Source organism: Sphaerotilus hippei, assembly GCF_003201595.1.
Classification (GTDB): Bacteria; Pseudomonadota; Gammaproteobacteria; order Burkholderiales; family Burkholderiaceae_C; genus Sphaerotilus; species Sphaerotilus hippei.
In genome coordinates, this window is record NZ_QJJS01000019.1 from 62,078 (window position 1) to 83,993 (window position 21,916).

14 protein-coding genes are annotated in these 21,916 nt (G+C 70.5%); 7 read left to right on the forward strand and 7 right to left on the reverse strand.

Annotated elements, in window-relative coordinates; genetic code table 11:
• Nucleotides 1-729 (forward strand): class I SAM-dependent methyltransferase, encoded by a 729-nt coding sequence (locus C7444_RS16935; RefSeq protein ID WP_110402034.1) that lies wholly within the window; start codon nt 1-3, stop codon nt 727-729.
• Here the strand turns inward: C7444_RS16935 and C7444_RS16940 are convergent.
• The gene (locus tag C7444_RS16940) at nt 720-1,082 is read right to left on the reverse strand and encodes a response regulator (protein WP_110402060.1); all 363 of its coding nucleotides are present in this window, start codon (nt 1,080-1,082) and stop codon (nt 720-722) included. The two genes, C7444_RS16935 and C7444_RS16940, sit on opposite strands and share 10 nt — an antisense overlap.
• Before the next feature lie 202 nt (nt 1,083-1,284).
• Here C7444_RS16940 and C7444_RS16945 point away from each other — a divergent pair, with 202 nt between their 5' ends.
• The gene (locus C7444_RS16945; protein WP_146219425.1) at nt 1,285-2,787 is read left to right on the forward strand and encodes a methyl-accepting chemotaxis protein; all 1,503 of its coding nucleotides are present in this window, start codon (nt 1,285-1,287) and stop codon (nt 2,785-2,787) included.
• Between the two features lie 54 nt (nt 2,788-2,841).
• Here C7444_RS16945 and C7444_RS16950 read toward each other — a convergent pair whose 3' ends face one another.
• Both C7444_RS16950 and C7444_RS16955 read right to left on the reverse strand, forming a co-directional pair.
• Nucleotides 2,842-5,070, reverse strand: coding sequence for an ATP-binding protein (locus C7444_RS16950; RefSeq protein WP_110402036.1), 2,229 nt, complete (start codon nt 5,068-5,070; stop codon nt 2,842-2,844).
• A 2-nt stretch (nt 5,071-5,072) separates the two neighbouring features.
• Complete coding sequence (locus C7444_RS16955; RefSeq protein ID WP_110402037.1) at nt 5,073-5,606, reverse strand: putative pterin-binding protein; 534 nt, start codon at nt 5,604-5,606, stop codon at nt 5,073-5,075.
• Between the two features lie 197 nt (nt 5,607-5,803).
• Here C7444_RS16955 and C7444_RS16960 point away from each other — a divergent pair, with 197 nt between their 5' ends.
• From C7444_RS16960 to C7444_RS16970, 3 genes are read left to right on the forward strand one after another with little or no spacing between them, the layout of a single operon-like run.
• Nucleotides 5,804-7,009, forward strand: a complete 1,206-nt coding sequence (locus tag C7444_RS16960) for a DegT/DnrJ/EryC1/StrS family aminotransferase (protein ID WP_110402038.1) — start codon at nt 5,804-5,806, stop codon at nt 7,007-7,009.
• Between the two features lie 28 nt (nt 7,010-7,037).
• On the forward strand, nt 7,038-7,634 hold the full coding sequence (locus C7444_RS16965) for a sugar transferase (protein ID WP_110402039.1): 597 nt from the start codon (nt 7,038-7,040) through the stop codon (nt 7,632-7,634).
• A gap of 14 nt (nt 7,635-7,648) precedes the next feature.
• Nucleotides 7,649-9,532 carry a polysaccharide biosynthesis protein gene (locus tag C7444_RS16970; protein WP_110402040.1) on the forward strand — a complete coding sequence of 628 codons (1,884 nt, stop codon included), beginning with the start codon at nt 7,649-7,651 and terminating at the stop codon, nt 9,530-9,532.
• A gap of 9 nt (nt 9,533-9,541) precedes the next feature.
• Here the strand turns inward: C7444_RS16970 and C7444_RS16975 are convergent, their stop codons facing one another.
• Nucleotides 9,542-11,680 carry a putative bifunctional diguanylate cyclase/phosphodiesterase gene (locus tag C7444_RS16975; protein ID WP_170130787.1) on the reverse strand — a complete coding sequence of 713 codons (2,139 nt, stop codon included), beginning with the start codon at nt 11,678-11,680 and terminating at the stop codon, nt 9,542-9,544.
• 332 nt (nt 11,681-12,012) lie between these two features.
• Here C7444_RS16975 and C7444_RS16980 point away from each other — a divergent pair, with 332 nt between their 5' ends.
• On the forward strand, nt 12,013-13,044 hold the full coding sequence (locus C7444_RS16980) for a GGDEF domain-containing protein (RefSeq protein ID WP_110402042.1): 1,032 nt from the start codon (nt 12,013-12,015) through the stop codon (nt 13,042-13,044).
• Here C7444_RS16980 and uvrA read toward each other — a convergent pair.
• The gene (gene uvrA / locus C7444_RS16985) at nt 13,025-15,928 is read right to left on the reverse strand and encodes an excinuclease ABC subunit UvrA (protein ID WP_110402043.1); all 2,904 of its coding nucleotides are present in this window, start codon (nt 15,926-15,928) and stop codon (nt 13,025-13,027) included. The genes C7444_RS16980 and uvrA overlap by 20 nt on opposite strands.
• Before the next feature lie 200 nt (nt 15,929-16,128).
• Here uvrA and C7444_RS16990 point away from each other — a divergent pair, with 200 nt between their 5' ends.
• Nucleotides 16,129-16,875: a Crp/Fnr family transcriptional regulator gene (locus tag C7444_RS16990; RefSeq protein WP_110402044.1), complete on the forward strand. Its 747-nt coding sequence runs from the start codon at nt 16,129-16,131 to the stop codon at nt 16,873-16,875.
• Here the strand turns inward: C7444_RS16990 and C7444_RS16995 are convergent.
• Both C7444_RS16995 and rpoC read right to left on the reverse strand, forming a co-directional pair.
• Nucleotides 16,851-17,462: a DUF3299 domain-containing protein gene (locus C7444_RS16995; RefSeq protein ID WP_110402045.1), complete on the reverse strand. Its 612-nt coding sequence runs from the start codon at nt 17,460-17,462 to the stop codon at nt 16,851-16,853. The genes C7444_RS16990 and C7444_RS16995 overlap by 25 nt on opposite strands.
• 114 nt (nt 17,463-17,576) lie before the next feature.
• Complete coding sequence (gene rpoC, locus C7444_RS17000; RefSeq protein WP_110402046.1) at nt 17,577-21,815, reverse strand: DNA-directed RNA polymerase subunit beta'; 4,239 nt, start codon at nt 21,813-21,815, stop codon at nt 17,577-17,579.
• Nucleotides 21,816-21,916 lie beyond the last annotated feature (101 nt).

Below are 21,916 nucleotides of genomic sequence, written 5' to 3' on the forward strand. Positions count from 1 at the left end.
ATGCCCCGCACCGCCCCCCCGCACGAGGAAACCCTCAGGATCGAACGGCGCTACGCCCGGCGGGCGCCGTCCCCCGGCCCGCTGGATCGCTACAGCCTGCTGCAGCCCGACGTGTGGCAGACGGTGCAGGAGCGCCAGCGCGTCCTGCTGCGCCGGCTGCGCCGGCAGGGCTGGACCGACCTGGCGCAGCGCCGGGTCGTCGAGGTGGGCTGCGGCAGCGGCGGCAACCTGCTGGAGTTCCTGCGCATGGGTTTCCGGCCCGAGCACCTGACCGGGCTGGAGCTGCTGCCCGAGCGCCACGCCCAGGCCCGCCAGGTGCTGCCCGGATCGGTGGCGCTGCACCTCGGGGACGCGAGCGTCGCGCCGATCGCCGACGGCAGCTGCGACCTGGTCTTCCAGGCGACGGTGTTCTCGTCGCTGCTCGACGACGGATTCCAGCGGCAGCTGGCCGGGGCGATGTGGCGCTGGCTGAAGCCGGGCGGCGCGGTGCTCTGGTACGACTTCACCGTCGACAACCCGCACAACCGCGACGTGCGGGGCGTGCCGCTGCGGCGGGTGCGCGAGCTGTTCCCGCAGGCCGTGGTGCAGGCCACGCGGGTGACGCTGGCCCCGCCGATCGCCCGGCGCGTCTGCGCCCTGCACCCGGGGCTCTACGGCGTCTTCAATGCGCTGCCGCCGCTGCGCACCCATGTGCTGGCCTGGCTGGCCAGACCCGCGGATCAGGCGTAACGCGCGAGCGTCTGGAGCAGCTGGCGCGGCCCGAAGGGCTTGACCAGGTACTCGTCGGCGCCGGCCTCGAGGCCCTCGGCCCGCTCGGCGGCGTGGTCGCACGAGGTCAGCATCACGATGCGCATGCGGCGCAGGCGCTCGTCGGCTCGCAGCCGGCGGCACACCGACAGGCCGTCGAGCCCGCCGGGCAGGCGCACGTCGAGCAGCACCAGGTCGGGCACGATCCGGGCGGCCGTCTGCAGCGCGGCAGGGCCGTCCACCGCCTCGTGGATCTCGTAGGTCCCGAGCTCCAGCGTCATGCGGATGAGTTCACGGCTGTCGATCTGGTCTTCGACGATGAGGATGCGCTTCATGGACGGATCGCGGACAAAACGCGCCGGACGGGGGACACCTGCGCACTCTAGGCCGAGGCCCTGTGAGGACCTCAGCGAAATGGCCAGGGATAGGCCCCGTTATTTCCACGAAGGTACCTCGATGCACCACTACCGTGACGGGCATCGGTCCATAGAGAACTCAGGGTGGGGCATGTCAGCATCAGCACTACAGCATCCGTCATTGCCCGGCCAGGAGGCCGGGGTCCGGCTCGCCGGCATCACCCTGGCCACCGTGGCCGTGGGGCTGGCGACCGGCAACGGCGCCTCCGTGGAGGAGCTCGCCCGCACGGCAGTCACCGCCTTGGCCGGCTTGCCCGCCCTGTGGCGGCTCAGCCCCTGGGCCCGCCGGCAGGACACGGTCCGCACGGCCTGGCTGGCCACGCTGGCGGCCGCGACCGCCGGCATCGCGCTGATCACCCAGTCCGGCCTGCAGGCCACGACCGGCGCGCTGCTCGCCGCCCTGGTGTTCGGCAGCGCCCATCAGGGCCGCTGGCGCCACACGCTGGTGCTGGGCGCCACGCTGTCGCTCGCCTGCGCGCTGCAGGCCGGCACCGCCAGCGCCACCACGGCCGGCCTCGAGTCCTGGGGCCTGGCCGTGCTGCTGGCCGCGCTCACGGCGGCCCTGCTGCCCGCCGCGCGCCGGATCCGCATCGAGGACATCGAACGCTTCGACATGGCCTTCCTGATCGCGGCGATCGGGCGCGAGGGGCCGATCCGGCTGAACCTCCAGGTGCTCGAGCCGGAGTCCACGCTGGGCGCGCGGCTCAAGCACACCCACGACCGCATGGCCGCCGCGATGCTGCAGGTCGCCCGCTCGACCCGGGGCGTGCAGCAGGTGTCACGGGAGCTCGACGCCAGCGGCAGCGAGCTGATGAGCCGCACGGAAAACAGCGCCAACGGCCTGCGCGACACCGCGATGTGCCTGGACCAGATCAACGTGATCGTGCGGCTGAACGCCGAGGCGGCGATGGACGCGCGCACCACCGCGCTGGAGGCCTCCGCCTTCGCCGGGCAGGTCGAGCAGAACACGGGCCGCATGGTGCAGCAGATGCGCGAGATCGATCAGGCCTCGCGCCAGGTCGGCGACATCGTCGGCACGATCGAGTCGATCGCCTTCCAGACCAATCTGCTGGCGCTGAACGCCGCGGTCGAGGCCGCCCGAGCCGGCGACGCCGGGCGGGGGTTCGCGGTCGTGGCCGCCGAGGTGCGCCGCCTGGCGACCCGCTCCTCGTCGTCGGCCCGCGAGATCAAGCAGCTGCTGGGCGGCACGCTGAACGCGATCTCGGGCGGCGTCAGCCAGGCCGAGGCGATCGGCGCGCTGGTGAGCCAGCTCACCAGCACGGTGCAGCGGGTCGGCGACGTGTTCAGCCATCTGTCGTCGGACACCGAGGCGCACGCGACCAGCATCGAGGCAGTCAACGAGTCGGTGCGCGCGCTCGACGAGATCACGCGGCAGAACGTGGCGGTGGCCGAGCGCACGCAGGCCGTCGCCGAGCAGCTGACGCAGCACTCGGTGCGCCTGACCGAGGTGCTCGCCGCCTTCCGCCTGCCCGACGGGGCCGAACAGCGCGAGGCCGCTCCCGCACCCGCCACCCGCGTCGAATCCCCTGCGGCGGCAGCCCCCGGCACCGAAGCGCGGGCCGTGGCCACCGACTCGGGCTCGGGCTCGGTCGAATGGTTCTGAGCATCCCGCCCCTGCACACCGCAGGCCGCCGGGCACGCACGACCGATCAAGGGATCAGCCGGTCTCGTCCAGCAGGCCACGCACGGCACAGAGCTGCTGCGTGGCGATCCAGGCCTCCTGCAGCAGGCGGGCCTCCTGGCGCGCCCGCTCGGGGGTCCAGGCCGCGCCGTCGACCTCGATGCGCTGAGCCAGCTCGGCCAGGCGCATGAAACCGAGCGTGCCGGCCGCGCCCTTGAGGGCGTGGGCCGGCGCGCTCCAGCGCTGTGCGGCGCCGGCCTCGAGCGCTGCCAGCGTGCTGGCGTACGAAGCCGCCCGATCGGCGAAGAACCTGCCCAGCATGGCCTGGCAGGCGGGTCCGGAGAAGATCTCGCCCAGCTCCGCGACGACGCTGTCGTCGATCAGCTCGGCCAAGGGGGGCGCGACCGGGGCGGCGATCCGGCCCGCGTCGACCGCCGGCGCGCGTGGGCACAGCCGCGCCAGCACCATCGCCAGCTCCTGGCGGCGCACCGGCTTGGACAGGAACTCGTCCATGCCCTCGTCCAGCGCGCGGGCGTGGGTCTGCGCGAAGGCGTCGGCCGACAGGGCCACGATCGGCACCCGGGACGCCGGCCCGTGCAGCGCACGCAGCGCACGGGTGGCCTGCCAGCCATCCATCACCGGCATGTGCAGGTCCATGAAGACGACATCGGGCACGCGCGACCGGACCGCCTCGATCGCCCGCTGCCCGTTGTCGCAGCAGCGGGGGCGGTGGCCGAGGCTGACGAGCACCGCCTCCATGAAGTCGCGGTTCACCGGATGGTCGTCCACCACCAGCACATCCAGGCCGCTGCCGAGGCCCGGCGGGCTGACGGCCGGCACCGGCCCGGGCGCAGGCGCCGGAGCCCGGGCCTCGCTGACCGGCAGCCACAGCGTGAAGACACTGCCCTGGCCGGGCGTGCTGCTGACGTCGATGTCCCCGCCCATCAGGCGGGCCAGCCGGCGCGAGATCTCCAGCCCCAGCCCGGTGCCGCCGAAACGGCGCGAGATGCTGGCATCGGCCTGCGAGAAGCGCTCGAACAGGCGGCCCACCGCATCGGCATCCATGCCGATGCCGGTGTCGGCCACCGCGAACCGGATCACCGGCTGCTGCACCGGACCGGGTGGCGCCGGCAGCACCGACACGTTCAGGTCGATGCGGCCCCGTTCGGTGAACTTCAGCGCATTGGTCAGCAGGTTCAGCAGGATCTGCCGCAGGCGCATCGCATCCACCTGGACCCAGGCCGGCAGCTGCTCATCGACGTGCCAGGCCAGCTCGAGCCCCTTGTCACGGGCCTGCGGCGCCACCATCTGGACCAGCTCCTGAGCCAGCTGGCCCGGCGAGGTCGGCACCAGCGCCAGCACCAGCGCATCGGCCTCCAGCTTGGAGGCGTCGAGGATGTCGTTGAGCAGCGCCAGCAGGTGCTCGGCCGACGAGGCGGCCGCCTGGAGCTGGCGGGACTGCTGCGCATCGAGCGGACCGTCCTGGGCCAGCTCGATCATGCCGAGCATGCCGTTGAACGGCGTGCGCAGCTCGTGGCTCATGGTCGCGAGGAATTCGCTCTTGGCCTGGCTGGCCTGCTCGGCCTGCTCACGGGCCCGCGTCAGCTGCAGGTTCAGGCGCTCGAGCTCCTGGCGCCGCTGCTGCTCGCGCTGGAAGTGGCGCACCGCCAGCCAGGTCACGGCCACCGCCAGCAGGGCCTGGAACAAGGTCAGGCCGATCGCGATCAGGTTCTGGCGCCGCACCGCCGCGTTGCGCACGCCCACCTGCTCGCTCTCGAGCGAGGTGACCTTGAGCATCAGGTCGTGCACCCGGTGGCGCAGCGTCTCGATGCGCGCGCGGAAATCCTGCAGCGCCGCCTGCGTCACCGGCTGCGGCGCCCCGTCGGGCAGGAAACGGTCCCCATCGGCGACCAGCGCACGGATGTCGCCCATCAGCAGCTGGTGATCGGGGTAGTGGGCCAGGCGGCGGCTCATCGAGCCCTGCTCCATCAGGTCGACCCGGCTGACGAACAGCTCCCAGCGTTCGCGCAGGTCATCGAGCTCACGCGCGGGCACCGGCCAGCCGGCGCCCCGCAGGCGATCGCGCACGCCCAGGAACTCGCTCTCGAACTGCAGCGACTGGAAACCGATGTTGTCGCTCTCGGCGCTGACCGCCTCGTTGAGCAGCCGCAGCTGCTGCCACTGCACGAAGGCCACGCCCGCCAGCGCCAGCACCACGCCCGCCGCCGCCCCGCCCAGCCAGCGACGACGCGCGGGAAACGCCATGCTCACACCACCTCGAGGCGGCGCAGCTGCCAGGCCGAGCGGTTGTAATAACGCTGCGATTTCAGCTCGGGGTCGCTGTCGTAGGGATAGACGAGGAACAGCGGGCCCTTCTCGCGCACGGTCATCGGCTTGCCGTCCAGCAGTCGGGCCAGGATCAGCTCGTGGGTCTGCGCGTCCTCGAAGGGCACGTCGACCTTGTAGTCGTTGAGCGCGATCGCCCGGACGGTCGTGCCGCGCGCGCCGGCCTCGGCCAGCACGTCGCGCAGCAGCGGGCCGGTGAAGCGCCGGGCGCCCTGGTGCCAGGGGGTCGTGGTCGTGAAGCTGACCTGCTTCAGGGCAGCGATCATGTCCATGTCGAAATCGGCCTGCGCGCCCGCATTGGGCTTGCCCACCTGCCCCGTGATGCTCAGGATCACCCGGCCGGCGGGGGCCGCAGGGGCCGCCCAGGCGGTGCGGGTGGCCCAGGTGCCGGCCGACGCCAGGCCCAGGCCGGCAAAAGTGGTCAGCCAGTGGCGACGGTTGGAGCGGGGGGTCATGACCGGGGGCCTTTCACAGAAGGGGTGACGCGGAAAACACGGACACGGCGGACAGTATGGGCGCCTTCCGGTCCGGCCGATCGGCGCAATTGAGCCGCGGAACAGGCCTCATTCCACGCTGGAGCGGAACGACCGCAGCCCCGCCGGCATCACGCGCTGGTTTAGCATCCGCAGCTTCCCTGCCCTGCGCCCCGCCCATGTCCGACTCCGCCGCTCCGACCGCCCTGCCTTTCCTGCCCTTCGCGCTGCCCGAGATCGGTGACGAGGAGATCGCCGAGGTCGTCGATGCGCTGAAGTCCGGCTGGGTCACGACCGGGCCGAAGACCAGGCGCTTCGAGGCGGACTTCGCCGCCTTCCTGTCGGCCGGCACGGGGGCCCTGGCCAGCGACCCGCGACCGATCGAATGCATCGCGGTCAACTCGGCCACCGCCGGGCTGCACCTGGCGCTCGAGGCGCTGGGCATCGGCCCTGGCGACGAGGTGATCACCACCACGCACACCTTCACCGCCAGCGCCGAGGTGGCGCGTTACCTGGGCGCGGACGTGAAGCTGGTCGACATCGACCCGGCCACGCTCAACATCGACCCGGCCGCGATCGAGGCGGCCATCACGCCGCGCACCAAGGCGCTGGTGCCGGTGCACTACGCCGGCCTGGCGGTGGACATGGACGCCATCCTCGACATCGCGCGCCGCCACGGCCTGAAGGTGGTCGAGGACGCGGCGCACGCGCTGCCGACCACCCACCGCGGCCGGCTCGTGGGCACGCTGGGCAGCGACGTGACGGTGTTCAGCTTCTACGCCAACAAGACCATCACCACCGGCGAAGGCGGCATGCTGGTCACGCGCGACCCGGCGATCGCCGCGCGCGCCAAGGTGATGCGCCTGCACGGCATCAACCGCGACGCCTTCGACCGCTTCACCGCCAAGGTGCCGAGCTGGTACTACGAGATCGTCGCGCCGGGCTTCAAGTACAACCTGACCGACATCGCCGCCGCGCTCGGCATCCACCAGCTGCGCCGGGTCACGGGCTTCCAGCAGCAGCGGGCCCGGCTGGCCGCGCTCTACGACGAGCTGCTGGCCGACCTGCCGATCGTGCGCCCGCCGCGCCCGCCCGAGGGCGACCTGCACGCCTGGCACCTCTACGTGATCCGGCTGGCCGACGGTGCGCCGATCGGCCGCGACGCGCTGATCGAGGCGCTCTACGCCGCCGGCATCGGCTGCAGCGTGCACTACATCCCGCTGCACCAGCATCCCTACTGGCGCGAGCGCTACGACCTGAAGGCCGAGGACTTCCCGCACAGCCAGCGGGCCTACGAGCGCATGCTGAGCCTGCCGCTCTACACCCGCATGACGGAAGACGACGTGCGCCGGGTCGCCGCCGCCCTGCGGGCGCAGCTGAGCTGAGCCGCCGGCCCGGAGCCCCGACACGACGATGGCCAAGCGCCTGTTCGACCTGCTGCTGGCCGGCCCGGGCCTGGTCCTGCTCGCCCCGCTGCTGCTGCTGATCGCGCTGGCGGTGCGGCTGGACTCGCCCGGACCGGTGTTCTACCGCCAGGTGCGGGTCGGGCGTGGCGGACGCGAGTTCCGCATCCACAAGTTCCGCACGATGACCCATGCCCCGGGCGACCGGGGCCCGCAGATCACCGTGGGCGCCGACGCGCGCATCACCCGCGTGGGCGCGCTGCTGAGGCGCAGCAAGCTCGACGAGCTGGCCCAGCTGATCGACGTGCTGCAGGGCACGATGAGCCTGGTCGGACCGCGCCCGGAGGTGCCGCGCTACGTGGCGCTCTATCCGGCGGCGCTGCGCGAGAAGATCCTGTCGGTGCGCCCGGGCATCACCGACTTCGCCTCGGTCGAGTACCGCGACGAGGGCACGCTGCTGGCGCGCAGCGCCGATCCGGAGCGCACCTACCGCGAGCAGGTGCTGCCGGCCAAGCTGGCGCTGCAGGCCCGCTACGTGGACGAGGTCGGCGTCTGGACCGACGTGAAGCTGATCGCCCGGACGCTGCGGGCCGTGGCGCTGGACTGAAGCTCATCTCCCCCATGAACTGGCAACACCTCGACAGCCTCCTGACCCGCATCCGGCCGCACCGCGAGGGCCTGTCCCTGGCGATCGACGCGGTCGTGATCGCCGCCTGCTGGCACATCACCTACCTGTTCCGCCTGGGCTTCGAGCGCTGGCACAGCGCCCGCCCGGACTACGACCTGTGGGTGATGCTCGGGCTGATCGTGCTCTACCTGCTCGTCTTCCTGCTGCTGCGGGTGCCCAAGGGCATGTGGCGCTTCTCGGGCTTCGGCGAGGTGCAGCGGCTGACCGCGGCCTGCGGCATCGCCGGCCTGCTCGGCGCGGTGGCCGTGCTGATGGCGCAGCTGGTGCAGGTGCCGCGCGCGGTGCTGGCGCTGCATCCGGTGGTCACTCTGATGGGCCTGGCGATGGTGCGCATCGGCTACCGCATGCTCTACGAGCACATGCGCGGGCGCATCAGCGGCACGATGCACGAGACCCGGCGCGCGCTGGTGATGGGCGCGGGCGATGCGGCCAAGCTGCTGATCGCCGGCATCCAGCACCACGGCTGGGTGGTGGTCGGCCTGCTCGACGACGACCCGCGCAAGCTGGGCGCCCGGGTGGGCAACGTGCCGGTGCTGGGGCCGCTGGACAGCGCCGGGCGCTGGGCGCCGCTGCACGGCATCACCCACGTGGTGGTCGCCCTGCCCTCGGCCACGCCGGCGCAGCGCCGCCGCGCGCTCGACCTGGCCGCCGGCACCGGCCTGCCGGTGGTGACGGTGCCCACCGCCGCCGAGCTGAGCCAGGGCGGGCGGCCCGAGAAGGTGCGCGAGATCGAGCCCGACGACCTGCTGGGCCGCGAGCCGGTGCGGCTCGACGAGGGCGGCATCAGCGAGTGCCTGTCGGGCAAGGTGGTGCTGATCACCGGTGCAGGCGGCTCGATCGGCTCGGAGCTGTGCCGCCAGGTGGCCCGCTACGGCCCGCTCAAGCTGGTGCTCTACGAGCTCAGCGAGTTCGCGCTCTACCGCATCGAGCAGGAGCTGAGCGTGGCCTTCCCGCTGGTGCCGCTGGTGCGGCTGGTGGGCGACGTGCGCGATCCGGAGCATCTGGCCTCGACCTTCGAGCGCCAGCGCCCGAACGTGGTCTTCCACGCCGCGGCCTACAAGCACGTGCCGCTGATGGAGGAGGACAACGCCTTCGCCGCGCTGCGCAACAACACGCTGGGCACCTGGCGGGCGGCCAGCGCGGCCGCGGCCGCGCGGGTCGAGCGCTTCGTGCTGATCTCGACCGACAAGGCGGTCAATCCCACCAACGTGATGGGCGCGACCAAGCGGGCCGCCGAGATGGTGATCTCCAAGCTGTCGGCGCAGGTCGCGGCCGAAGGGGGAGCGACCCGCTTCATGGCGGTGCGCTTCGGCAACGTGCTGGGCTCGTCGGGCAGCGTGATCCCGAAGTTCAAGGAGCAGATCGCCCGGGGCGGCCCGGTGACGGTGACGCACCCGGACATCACGCGCTTCTTCATGACCATTCCGGAGGCCGCGCGGCTGGTGGTGCAGGCCGGCGCGATCGGCGAAGGCGGCCAGGTCTTCGTGCTGGACATGGGCGAGCCGGTGCGCATCGTCGACCTGGCGCGCGACCTGATCCGCATGAGCGGCCACACGCTGGCGGAGATCCCGGTGACCTTCAGCGGCCTGCGCCCGGGCGAGAAGCTCTACGAGGAGCTGCTGGCCGACGCCGACGCGACGCTGCCCACGCGCTTCGAGCGGCTGCGCATCGCCCGGCTCGACGACCGGGGCCAGGACGTGACGGCGCTGCTGGAATGGGCCGCCGGCCGCTCCTGCGCACCCGATGCCGAGGTGCGTGAACGGCTCGCGCGCCTGGTCGGCGAGTACCGGCCGGCCGGCGGTTCGCTCACCCGCTGAGCCGCCGTCTCAGAGCTCGAACTCGGGCACGGCCGCCGACGGCGCCAGCAGCACCAGCACCTGGTCGGCCGTCATCGCCGCGCCGAAGTGGTGGCCCTGCACCTGCGAGCAGCCGTGGCGCTGCAGCGTGGCGAACTGCGCCGCCGTCTCCACCCCCTCGGCCAGCGTCTTCATGCCCAGGCCATGGCCGAGCTGCACGATGGTGCGCAAGATCATGTCGGCCTGCGGGCCGTCGGACAGCGCCTGGACAAAACTGCGGTCGATCTTGAGCGTGTCGATCGGGTAGCGGCGCAGGCAGGCCAGCGAAGAATGGCCCGTGCCGAAGTCGTCCAGCCCCAGGCGCACGCCCAGGCGGTGCAGCGCCTGCAGCAGGCCGCCCACGGCCTCGGGATCGTTCATCAGCGCGGTCTCGGTGATCTCCAGCTCCAGGCGACCGGGCGGCAGCCGGCTGCGCTCGAGCGCGTCGGCCACGGTGCGCACCAGGTCGCGGCTGCCGAGCTGCACCGCCGACAGGTTGACCGCCAACTTCAGGTGGGCCGGCCAGCGGGTGGCCTCGAGACAGGCCTGCATCAGCACCCAGGCGCCCAGCGGCACGATCAGCCCGGTCTCCTCGGCCACCGGAATGAAATCGGCCGGCGAGATCGGGCCGCGCTGCGGATGTGTCCAGCGCACCAGGGCTTCGAAACCCGTGAGCTCGCGGCTGGACACGTCGAACTGGGGCTGGTAGTGCACCTGCAGCGCCGGGGCCGGCCCGCGGGCGCGCAGCCAGGACGGCCCGACGGGCGCCGCGGCCAGCGCCTGCCCGAGGTCCTGGATGGTGAGGCTGCGCCGCGCGACCCGCTCCCCCATCGCCGCGTCGAAGGCCCGCACCGAATCCCGCCCGGCGGCCTTGGCCTCGTAGAGCGCCATGTCGGCCTGCTGCAGCAGGTCGATCGCGCCGGTGTCGGCGTTCACCCAGGCGGACAGGCCCAGGCTGGCGCGCACCTCGATGCACAGCTCGGGGGTCACCCACGGGGTCTGCAGCGCCCCCAGCAGGTCGGCGGCCAGCGCCTCGCGCTCGAAGACGTTCATCGGCCGGTCGACCAGCAGCGCGAACTCGTCGCCGCCCAGCCGCGCCAGCAGCTCGACGTCACCGGCGGCACGATCGTGCAGGGCCGCCGCCAGGCGCCGGCCGACCTCGCGCAGCAGCTGGTCGCCCACCAGGTGGCCGAACTTGTCGTTGACGGTCTTGAAGTTGTCGAGGTCCAGCAGGTAGACCGACAGCGGACTGGATTCGCTCTGCGCATCGACCCGGGCCGAGGCCGACAGCGCCGAGGCGGCCGCCCCGAGCCGCTGCTGGAACACGTGGCGATTGGCCAGCCCGGTGAGGCTGTCCGTGTGGGCCAGCCGGTGCAGCTCGCGCGACTGCTCGCGCAAGGTGGTGACGTCGCGCACCAGGCCACGCCAGCCGACATGCTCGCCGCTGGCATCGAACACCGGCAGGCCGCTGATCACCCAGCACGGCGAGCGCCGCCCCGGCACCGGCACCTGGACATCGACACCGCGGAAGGACTGGCAGATCGACAGGCGACGCTCGAGCTCGTCGAGGTCCTCGCGTGGCAGGTCGGCGCGGGTCTGGAAACCCAGCCGGCGCGCCAGCGACGGCCCGCCCGCGCCGATGTGCAGCAGATCGACCAGGCGCTGGCCGAGCAGCGATTCGGCCGAGCCATACCCCAGCTCGCGGGCCATGCGCCGGGCCGCGTGCATCAGCACCCCCGAGCGATCGGTGGCCCAGGTCCAGGCGTCGGACTGGGTCTCGAAGTCCCGCAGCAGCAGGCTGATGGTCTCCTGGGCACGCCCGGCTTCGGCCTCGGCGCGCCAGCGGGCCTTCAGGGTGCGGGAGAAGAGCACCGCGGTCGCCAGCACCAGCGCCACGCCGCCCCAGGCCAGGACGACGGCGCTGCGCCCGGCGGGAGGCTGGGCCAGCGTACGCCAGGCCTGGCCGGCCGCCAGGGCGGCGCCGCTCCACAGCACCCCGCCCGGCAGCAGGCGCGGCCACCCCGATCGTGGCTCGGCCGCCGGAATCCCGAGGTCCGCAGGCGCCATCGACGGGCCGGACCGGGGCGTGTCGACACGACGGCGCGGGCGGAAATACTGCTGGAAAGCCATGGCGGCGTCGCGAAAGTGAAGGGAAAGAGGCTGATCTCGAGCCATCGTCGCACAGGCATGCTTCTGGAACGTATCGGGCGGCCCCCTGTTCACGGGTCGCTGGCCAGCGCCCGTGAACTGCTGCCCAGCAGACACCTTTACGTGTAAACAAATTGCGACGAAACCGCTGGAACCCGGGCGGACCCACCGGCCCGGGACCCCGTGCGGGGGCTGCACCGGCCGGGGCTGTGAACTGCTGCCGGGACGGCGGTTTGTCGCCACGGCCGTCCCGGCAGGTGGGACGCCTGCCAGTACCATCCGCGAAAAACCATCCATTACCACAAGGATCCGGTGTGAGGTACGAACACAGCATCGAGCGCAGCACCGAGCTGCTGCGGGCGGCCCTGCCCCTGATGTCGCGCCAGCAGAGCGCCCTGCACCCGATCAGCTACGCCGTCTGGTACGAATACGTCTGCGGCGGCAACCCCTCGCTGCGCGAAGCGGTGGACGCGCAGCTGGCGCAGCACCAGGCCCTCGACGAGGTCCGCACCCGCGAGCTGTTCACGCGCCACATCGCCGAGATCGATCCCGGCACGGCCCAGCGGGTCAGCGACGGTTTTTCCCGGGTGCTCACCGGCATGGCCGAGTCGGCGGCGCTGGCCGGCGACCAGACCGCACGCTTCGGCGACTCGCTGTCCCGCCTGAGCGCCGACCTGCTGGTGGAGCACGATCCAGGCTCGACCCTGCTGGCGCTGCAGGACAGCACGCGCGACATGCAGAGCGCGATGGCCCGGCTGCAGCAGCGCCTGGCCGAGAGCCAGCGCGAGATCCTGCAGCTGCGCGACGAGGTCCGCCAGGCGCGCCAGGACAGCCTGATCGACAGCCTCACCGGCCTGGCCAACCGGCGCGCCTTCGACGAGCGCATGCAGCAGTGGGCCGGCGGGGACGGCCCGCCGCACGCCGGCGCCGATCCGCACGCCTTCCTGATGCTGGCCGACATCGACCACTTCAAGCGGGTCAACGACACCTACGGCCACGCGTTCGGTGACCAGGTCATCAAGGCGGTCGCCCAGGTGCTGCAGCAGTTCATGCCCGGCGGCGGGCTGGCCGCGCGCATCGGCGGCGAGGAGTTCGCGCTGCTGATGCCCGCGGCCGACGCGCAGCAGGCCCGTGACCTGGCCGAGCAGGTGCGCCGGCGCATCGCCGGCAGCCGCATCCGCCGCCAGGGCCGCGCCGACGAGGCGATCGAGCGCATCACCGTCTCGCTGGGGCTGACCCGGTGCCGGCCCGGCGACAGCGCGGCGGCCGTGATCGACCGCGCCGACCAGGCGCTCTACCAGTCCAAGCAGGGCGGCCGCGACCGCGTCACGCTGCTGGCGGCCTGAGCGCCAGCAGCGGCTTGAGGAAACGCCCGGTGTGGCTGCCCGGGCAGTCGGCCACCTGCTCCGGCGTGCCGGCCATCAGCAGCAGACCGCCGCCGGCCCCCCCTTCGGGGCCCATGTCGATCAGCCAGTCGGCGGTCTTGATGACGTCGAGGTTGTGCTCGATCACGACGATGGTGTTGCCCGCCTCGCGCAGCTGGTGCAGCACCTTCAGCAGCAGCTCGATGTCGGCGAAGTGCAGGCCGGTGGTCGGCTCGTCGAGGATGTAGAGCGTGCGGCCGGTGTCGCGCTTGGACAGCTCGAGCGCCAGCTTGACCCGCTGGGCCTCGCCGCCCGACAGCGTGGTCGCGCTCTGGCCGAGCTTGATGTAGCCCAGGCCCACGTCCAGCAGCGTCTGCAGCTTGCGGGCGATCGACGGCACGGCGCTGAAGAAGGCGTGGGCGTCCTCCACCGTCAGGTTCAGCACCTCGGAGATGTTCTTGCCCTTGTAGAGCACCTCCAGCGTCTCGCGGTTGTAGCGCAGGCCGTGGCAGGTGTCGCAGGGCACGTAGACGTCGGGCAGGAAGTGCATCTCGACCTTCAGCACGCCGTCGCCCTGGCAGGCTTCGCAGCGGCCCCCCGCGACGTTGAAGCTGAAGCGACCCGGCCCGTAGCCCCGCTCGCGCGCCGACGGCACCTCGGCGAACAGCTCGCGGATGGGCGTGAACAGGCCGGTGTAGGTGGCCGGGTTGCTGCGCGGCGTGCGCCCGATCGGGCTCTGGTCGACGTTGATGACCTTGTCGAAATGCTCCAGGCCCTCGATCTCGTCGTGCGCCTCGGGTTCCTGGTGGCTCTGGTAGAGCTTCTTGGCCACGGCGGCGTAGAGCGTGTCGTTGATCAGCGTGCTCTTGCCCGAACCGGACACGCCGGTCACGCAGGTGAACAGGCCCACCGGGATGTCGACCGTCACGCCCTTGAGGTTGTTGCCCCGGGCGTTGACGATGCGCAGCGCGCGCGGCTCGGGCTGGTCCTCCAGGCGGCGGCGCTGCTCGGGCACCTCGATGCGGCAGACCTGGGACAGGTAGCGCCCCGTCGGCGAGTCGGGGTTGGCGGCCACCTCGGCGGGCGTGCCTTCGGCCATCACCCGCCCGCCGTGCACCCCCGCGCCCGGGCCCATGTCGACCACGTGGTCGGCCGCGCGGATCATGTCCTCGTCGTGCTCGACCACCAGCACGCTGTTGCCCAGGTCGCGCAGGTGCTGCAGCGTGCCGATCAGGCGCTCGTTGTCACGCTGGTGCAGGCCGATGCTGGGCTCGTCGAGCACGTACATCACGCCCGACAGGCCCGAGCCGATCTGGCTGGCCAGCCGGATGCGCTGCGCCTCGCCGCCCGACAGCGTGTCGGCGCTGCGGTCCAGGCTCAGGTAGTTCAGGCCGACGTCGTTGAGGAAACCCAGCCGCGAGCGGATCTCGCGCACCACCTTGTCGGCGATCTCGGCCTTGGCGCCCTTGAGCTGCAGGCCGTTGAAATAACCCAGGCAATCGGCCAGCGTCAGGTGCTCGACCTGGAAGATCGGCAGCGAAGGCAGGCCGTTGGCGTCGGCCAGCAGCACGTTGCGGGCCTCGCGGCGCAGGCGTGAGCCGCCGCAGTCCGGGCACGGCTTGTTGCTCTGGTAACGCGCCAGGTCCTCGCGCACGGCGCTGGAGTCGGTCTCGCGGTAGCGGCGCTCGAAGTTGGGGATCACGCCCTCGAACGGATGCAGCCGCTTGACGCTGCGCTTCTTGCCGTTGGCGCCTTCGGCCTGGTAGACGAACGGCAGCTCGACCTCGCCCGAGCCGTGCAGCAGCACCTGCTGGTGTTCGGTGGCCAGCTCCTCGAACGGCAGGTCGAGGTCGAAGCCGTAGTGTTCGGCCACGGTCTCGAGCATCGAGTAGGTGTAGGCGTTGCGGCGGTCCCAGCCCTTGACCGCGCCGCTGCCCAGCGACAGCGACGGAAACGCCACCACCCGCTCCGGGTCGAACACGTTGACATGGCCCAGGCCGTCGCAGCTCGGGCAGGCGCCGACGGGCGAGTTGAAGGAGAACAGCCGCGGCTCGAGCTCCGACAGCGAGTAGCTGCACACCGGGCAGGCGAACTTGCTGGAGAACAGGTGCTCGCGGCCGGTGTCCATCTCCATGGCCAGGGCCCGGCCCTCGGCGATGCGCATCGCTGCCTCGAAGCTCTCGGCCAGGCGCTGCTGCGCATCGGGACGGGCCTTCAGGCGATCGATGACGACGTCGATGTCGTGCTTCTCGGTCTTCTTGAGCGCCGGCAGCTCAGCGGCCTCGACCACCTTGCCGTCGACGCGGAAGCGCACGTAGCCCTGCGCCTGCATGCTGGCGAACAGGTCGGTGAACTCGCCCTTGCGGTCACGCACCACCGGCGCCAGCACCATCAGCTTGGTGTCCTCGGGCAGGGCCAGCACCGCGTCGACCATCTGGCTGACGCTCTGCGCCTCCAGCGGCAGGTGGTGATCGGGGCAGAACGGCGTGCCGGCGCGGGCGTAGAGCAGGCGCAGGTAGTCGTGGATCTCGGTGATCGTGCCCACCGTGGAGCGCGGGTTGTGGCTGGTGGCCTTCTGCTCGATCGAGATCGCCGGGCTCAGGCCCTCGATCACGTCGACGTCGGGCTTGTCCATCAGCTGCAGGAACTGGCGCGCATAGGCCGACAGGCTCTCGACGTAGCGGCGCTGGCCTTCGGCATACAGGGTGTCGAACGCCAGGCTGGACTTGCCCGAGCCGCTCAGCCCGGTGATGACCACCAGGGCGTGCTTGGGCAGATCCAGATCGATGTTCTTCAGGTTGTGGGTGCGGGCACCACGCACGCTGATGGTGGCGGAGGGCTGCGGGGGACGGTGACCTGAAGACATGGAACGGTGTGCTCTGCTGCGCGGGAAAGGCGCGGTTGGGGGGCGATCGACGCCCAGGGGCCCGTGACGCGGGCAAGCTGACGATCATAGCTGCCAGCGCCCGCCGCAGGCCCTGCGGCAGGACGGGCGTCAGCAGGATATGCCACAGTACGAGGTCCGGGCCGGCGCCCCGCGCCAGCCGCCAGCAGGAAATCCCGTCCATGTCGTCCGTCGTCGCACTGCAGCCGCTGCCCCGCGGCCCCTACAACCCGCAGGCCGAGGTCTGCGCCAGTTGCAGCGTGCGCCAGTTCGCGCTGTTCGGGGCGCTGGACGAGGCAGCGCTGCAGCGGCTGCACTGTCACATCGCCGACCTGCGGCTCGAGGAAGGCCAGTCGCTCTACGACGCCCAGCAGAACGGCAGCGCGGTCTTCACCGTGCGCAGCGGGGTCGTGCGGCTGGAGCGCTGCAGCGATGCCGGCGAGCGCCGCATCATGCGGCTGGCCGGGCGCACCGACCTGCTCGGGCTGGAGGCGCTGCTGGGCCAGACCTACGCGGCCGACGCCGTGGCCTGCACCCCCGTGCAGGTCTGCCGCATCCCGCGGGTGCTGATCGAGGAGCTGTCGGCCGAACACGCCGCCTTGACGCGTGACCTGATGAAGCGCTGGCAGCGGGCGCTCGACGACGCCGACGAGTGGCTGGTCGAGCTCTCGCGCGGGCCGGCGCGCCAGCGCATGCTGCGCCTGCTGCTCAAGCTGAGCGAGTACAGCGACGTCGCCCACCAGATCTGGCTGCCCACCCGCCAGGACATGGGCGCGATGCTGGACATGACCTTCGAGACCGCCAGCCGCCTGATCTCGGCGCTGCGCCGCGAGGGCGTGCTCGAGCCGATCGACGCCCGCCATGCCCGCCTGTCGATGGACCGGCTGATGGCGGCGCTGAAGGATCAGCGCGGCGCCGGCTCGGTGTAGCGCTCGACCCGGGCCGCGTCGATGCGGTAGCCGCTGACGCCCATGTCGGTCTGCTCACGCTGCAGCCGCAGCACGCCGCTGACACGGATCGCGTCCATGCTGCGCAGCCCCTTGAGCGGCTTGAGCACCCGGACCTGCACGATCTGGTTGGCGGGCGGCGGCGGGCTGTGGATGCAGGCGCCGAAATACGGCACCAGCAGGAACTCGCTCCACTCGCCGGCCGCCCCCTCCAGCGGCACCAGATAACCCGGCAGCCGGACCGCCTGGCCGTCCATCTCCGGCCGCGTGGGGGCGTTGTCCCAGGCGGTGCGCACCTCGCGCATCATCGCCAGCATCTTCGGATCGGTGTCGGACAGCCCCGCCACGTCACGGTCCTTGAACTGCTTCGACGGGTCCCAGTTCGGCGGCACCAGCGCCGACCACGGGAGGTCGCGGGGCGGCCGGGCCCTGGCACCGGACGGGTCCTGCGCCAGGGCCGCAGGCAGCAGCGGATCGACCGCCCCCAGGATCGTCAGCACGAGCAGCGCCCGTCGGCGGGCAGGCCCGGACGAGCGGGCACGGGAAAGGTTCGGCAGCAAGGACGTCATGGACCGCATTGTCGATGCACACCCGCGATGAAAAAACCCCGTGCGCCGCAAGGCACACGGGGTTTCGGGTCAGTCCGCCCTCCGCTCAGGGAGAGGAGGCTGCGACATCGAGGCTCAGTCCTGCGTGCCGTCGCTCGGGGTGGACGGTGCGGACTCGCCCGCCATCTCGGCGTCGACCGCCGCCAGGGCTTCCTGGGCTTCCTGCATCGCGATCAGGCGACGTTCGGTGTCGTCCATCTCTTCCTTGGCCTTGCGTGCCTGGTGGTAAGCCAGACCCGTGCCGGCCGGGATCAGACGACCCACGATCACGTTTTCCTTCAGGCCGCGCAGCTCGTCGCGCTTGCCCATGATCGCCGCTTCGGTCAGCACGCGGGTGGTTTCCTGGAAGGACGCCGCGGAGATGAACGAGTCGGTCGACAGCGAGGCCTTGGTGATGCCCAGCAGCACGTCGGAGTAGGTCGCCGGCAGCTTGTCCTCCGAACGCAGGCGCTCGTTCGTGTTGAACAGCTCCGAACGCTCGACCTGCTCGCCCACGATGTACGTGGAGTCGCCGGAGTTGGTGATCTGCACGCGACGCAGCATCTGGCGGACGATCACCTCGATGTGCTTGTCGTTGATCTTCACGCCCTGCAGGCGATAGACGTCCTGCACCTCGTCGACGATGTAGCGCGCCAGTTCCTCGACACCCAGCAGACGCAGGATGTCCTGCGGATCGGCCGGGCCGTCGACGATGGACTCGCCCTTGTTGACCACCTGGCCTTCGTGGACCACGATGTTCTTTTCCTTGGGCACCAGCTCTTCGTAGACCTTGCCGTCCGGGTCGGTGATCTGCAGACGCACCTTGCCCTTGGTCTCCTTGCCGAACGACACCGTGCCGGTCATCTCGGCCAGCGTGCCCTTGTCCTTGGGCGTGCGGGCTTCGAACAGCTCGGCCACCCGCGGCAGACCGCCGGTGATGTCGCGCGTCTTCTGGCCTTCGACCGGAATGCGCGCCAGCACTTCACCCGGCATCACGGCCTGGCCGTCACGCACCTGGATCAGCGCGCCCACCGGGAAGCCGATGGTCACGGCGTGGTCGGTGCCGGGGATCTTGACCTCGACGCCCGAGGCGTCCAGCAGCTTGACCTGCGGGCGCACGACCTTGGCCGAACCGCGGCGCTTCGGGTCGATGACCACCAGCGTCGACAGACCGGTCACCTCGTCGACCTGCTTGGCCACCGTCACGCCTTCTTCGACGTTCTCGAAGCGGGTCGTGCCGGCGAACTCGGTGATGATCGGGCGGGTCAGCGGGTCCCAGTTGCCCAGGATGGTGCCGGCCTTGATCGTCTGATCGGGCTTGATGTTCAGCACCGCACCGTACGGCACCTTGTGGCGCTCGCGCTCACGGCCGTGCGGGTCGGTGATGATGATCTCGCCGGAGCGGGAAATCACGACCAGGTCGCCCTTGCCGTTGGCCACGTAGCGCATCGTGGCGTTGAAGCCGATGATGCCCTCGGACTTGGCGTCCACGCTCGAGGCCACTGCCGCACGCGAGGCCGCACCACCGATGTGGAAGGTCCGCATCGTCAGCTGCGTGCCCGGCTCGCCGATGGACTGCGCGGCGATCACGCCCACGGCCTCACCCTGGTTCACCAGACCGCCACGACCCAGGTCGCGGCCGTAGCACTTGGCGCACAGGCCGAAACGCGTGTCGCAGGTCAGCGGGGTGCGGACCTTGACTTCGTCGACTCCGGCGGCCTCGAGCACGTCCATCGCGTCCTCGTCGAGCATCGTGCCGCCGGTCACCAGCAGCTGCTGGGTCTCGGGGTTGACGACGTCGACCGCGGTCACGCGGCCCAGGATGCGGTCGCGCAGCGACTCGATCACCTCACCGCCTTCGACCAGGGCGCGCATGGCCATGCCGTTCTCGGTGCCGCAATCGTCCTCGATGACGACCAGATCCTGCGTCACGTCGACCAGGCGGCGCGTCAGGTAACCCGAGTTCGCGGTCTTCAGCGCCGTGTCCGCCAGGCCCTTTCGGGCACCGTGGGTGGAGATGAAGTACTGCAGCACGTTCAGGCCTTCACGGAAGTTCGCCGTGATGGGCGTCTCGATGATCGAGCCGTCCGGCTTGGCCATCAGGCCCCGCATGCCCGCCAGCTGGCGGATCTGCGCGGCGGAACCCCGGGCGCCCGAGTCGGCCATCATGTAGATGGAGTTGAACGACTCCTGGTCCACTTCCTTGCCGTGGCGGTCGATGACCTTCTGCTTGGAGAGCTGGGTCATCATGACCTTGCCCACCTCGTCACCGGTCTTGCCCCAGATGTCGACGACCTTGTTGTAGCGCTCGCCCGAGGTCACCAGACCCGAGACGTACTGCTGCTCGATCTCCTTGACCTCGGTCTCGGCACGCTCGATCAGCTTGACCTTCTCCTTGGGCACCAGCATGTCGTCGATGGCGATCGAGATGCCGGCACGCGTGGCCAGACGGAAGCCGCTCTGCAGCAGCTTGTCGGCGAAGACCACGGTTTCCTTCAGGCCGCACTTGCGGAAGGCGGTGTTGATCAGGCGCGAGATCTCCTTCTTCTTCAGCGCCTTGTTCATCACGCTGAACGGCAGGCCCTTGGGCAGGATCTCGGACAGCAGCGCACGGCCGACGGTGGTGTCGACCAGCGAGTTCTTCGCCACCCACTCGACACCATCCTCGCCACGAACGTACTCGTTCAGGCGCACGGAGATCTTGGCGGTGATCTCGACCACGGCGTTGTCCAGCGCACGCTGGACCTCGACCACGTCGGAGAAGACCATGCCTTCGCCCCGGCCGTTGGTGCGCTCGCGGGTCGCGTAGTACAGGCCCAGCACCACGTCCTGGGACGGCACGATCGACGGCTCGCCCGAAGCCGGGAACAGCACGTTGTTCGACGCCAGCATCAGGGCGCGCGCTTCCATCTGCGCCTCGATGGACAGCGGCACGTGGACGGCCATCTGGTCACCGTCGAAGTCGGCGTTGAACGCCGCGCAGACCAGCGGGTGCAGCTGGATCGCCTTGCCTTCGATCAGCACCGGCTCGAACGCCTGGATGCCCAGGCGGTGCAGCGTCGGCGCCCGGTTGAGCATGATCGGGTGTTCCTTGATGACCTCTTCAAGGATGTCCCACACCACCGGCGTGCCCGATTCCACTTCCTTCTTGGCCTGCTTGATCGTGGAGGCGATGCCCATCGCTTCCAGGCGCGAGAAGATGAAGGGCTTGAACAGCTCCAGCGCCATCAGCTTGGGCAGACCGCACTGGTGCAGCTTGAGGGTCGGGCCCACGGTGATGACCGAACGACCCGAGTAGTCGACGCGCTTGCCCAGCAGGTTCTGGCGGAAGCGGCCGCTCTTGCCCTTGATCATGTCGGCCAGCGACTTCAGGGCGCGCTTGTTCGCGCCCGTCATCGCCTTGCCGCGGCGGCCGTTGTCCAGCAGCGAGTCGACGGCCTCCTGCAGCATGCGCTTCTCGTTGCGCACGATGATCTCGGGCGCCTTCAGCTCCAGCAGGCGGGCCAGACGGTTGTTGCGGTTGATGACGCGACGATACAGATCGTTCAGGTCGGAGGTCGCGAAACGACCGCCGTCCAGCGGCACCAGCGGACGCAGGTCCGGCGGCAGCACCGGCAGCACGTCCATCACCATCCAGTGGGGACGGATGCCCGACTTCTTGAAGGCTTCCATCACCTTCAGGCGCTTGGAATTCTTCTTGACCTTCAGCTCGCTGCCGGTCATGTCGTTGCGCAGCTTGTCGATCTCGATGTCGAGGTCCATCTCCTCGAGCAGCTGCTTGATGCCTTCGGCACCCATCAGCGCGATGAACTCGTCACCGAATTCGCGGCGCTTGGCGTCGAAATCGTCCTCGGACATGATGCTGAACTTCTTCAGCGGGGTCATGCCCGGATCGACGACGACGTAGGCTTCGAAATACAGCACACGTTCGATGTCGCGCAGCGTCATGTCGAGCACCAGGCCCAGACGCGACGGCAGCGACTTCAGGAACCAGATGTGCGCGCAGGGCGCGGCCAGGTCGATGTGACCCATGCGGTCACGGCGAACCTTGGTCTGCGTGACTTCAACGCCGCACTTCTCGCAGATGACACCGCGGTGCTTGAGGCGCTTGTACTTGCCGCACAGGCACTCGTAGTCCTTGATCGGGCCGAAGATCTTGGCGCAGAACAGGCCGTCACGCTCGGGCTTGAACGTGCGGTAGTTGATCGTCTCGGGCTTCTTCACCTCGCCGAAGGACCACGAACGAATCTTCTCGGGCGATGCCAGCCCGATCTTGATGGCGTCGAAGTGCTCGTCAGGGGTGAATTGCTTGAAAAGGTCCAGCAAGCCTTTCATGGCTTTACTCCTTGTTTGGTATTGAGTGGATACGGAACGTCGATGGGTCGCGGGCCGTGCCACCGGACGCGCATGGCGCACCGGCAGCTCGGCCCCTCACA